Raw genomic sequence first — 1407 nt, forward strand, 5'->3', positions numbered from 1 at the left:
GCTACCTGCCGCCCATCGGCGAGCCGCCGGAGCCGGATCGACGCGACAGCCCGCCACCACGTCCCGCCGCTGGCGAACGGATCACCGTCACGCGCGCCGCGGCGCAGCGAAGCCGCGAGATGGGTTCGCGGATGTATTGGATGGTGCAGCGCGCCGCCACCGCCGACGGCGCCGACAAATCCGGTCTGACCGCGCTCACCTGGCCGGTGATGGCCAACTTCGCGGTAGACGCCGCGATGGCGGTGGCGCTGGCCAACACGTTGTTCTTCGCCGCGGCCACCGGGGAGAGCAAGGGCCGGGTCGCGTTGTATCTGCTGATCACAATCGCGCCGTTCGCGGTCATCGCGCCGCTCATCGGCCCGGCGCTGGACCGGCTGCAGCATGGTCGGCGGGTCGCGCTCGCCGGGTCGTTCGTTTTGCGGACGGCCTTGGCGCTGTTGCTGATCTTGAATTACGACGGCGCCAGCGGGAGCTACCCGTCGTGGGTGCTCTACCCGTGCGCGCTGGCCATGATGGTGTTCTCCAAGTCGTTCAGCGTGCTGCGCAGCGCCGTCACGCCGCGGGTCATGCCGCCGACCATCGACCTGGTGCGGGTGAACTCGCGGCTGACCGTGTTCGGTCTGTTGGGCGGCACCATCGCCGGCGGGGCCGTCGCGGCCGGCGTCGAGTTCGTCTGCACCCACTTGTTCAAACTGCCCGGCGCGTTGTTTGTCGTCATCGCGGTCACCATCGTCGGGGCAGCACTGTCGATGCGCATCCCGCGCTGGGTCGAGGTGACGGCGGGCGAGGTGCCGGCCACCTTGAGCTACCGCCAGGACAGCGAACCGCAGCGACGGACCTGGCCCGAGCAAGTCAAGAAGGTCCCCAAGAAGGCCACCGCAACGCTGCGACAGCCGCTGGGACGCAACATCATTACCTCGTTATGGGGCAACTGCACCATCAAGGTCATGGTCGGCTTTCTGTTCTTGTACCCGGCGTTCGTCGCGAAGGCGCACCAGGCCAACGGCTGGGTTCAGCTGGGCATGCTGGGCATGATCGGGGCAGCGGCCGGCATCGGCAACTTCGCCGGAAACTTCGCCGCCGCACGCCTGCAGCTGGGTCGGCCGGCCGTGCTGGTGGTCCGCTGCACGCTGGCGGTCTCGGCGGTCGCGCTGGCCGCGTCGGTGGCGGGGACCCTGGTGGCCGCCGTGATCGCCACCCTGGTCACGTCGGGCTCCAGCGCCATCGCGAAGGCCTCGCTGGACGCCTCGTTGCAAAACGACCTGCCCGAGGAATCGCGGGCCTCGGGATTCGGACGATCGGAGTCGACGCTGCAGCTGGCCTGGGTGCTGGGTGGAGCGGTGGGCGTCTTGGTTTACACCGAGCTGTGGGTTGGCTTCACCGCGGTCACTGCAATACTCATCCTGG

1 protein-coding gene is annotated in these 1407 nt (G+C 68.7%); it reads left to right on the forward strand.

Annotation, left to right across the window (positions count from 1 at the left end; translation table 11 throughout):
* Nucleotides 1-1407 (forward strand): MFS transporter (locus A5709_RS07080; RefSeq protein WP_068119106.1); only part of this gene is annotated, 1407 nt, incomplete at both ends.

The organism is Mycobacterium sp. E1386 (assembly GCF_001672745.1).
Taxonomy (GTDB): Bacteria; Actinomycetota; Actinomycetes; order Mycobacteriales; family Mycobacteriaceae; genus Mycobacterium.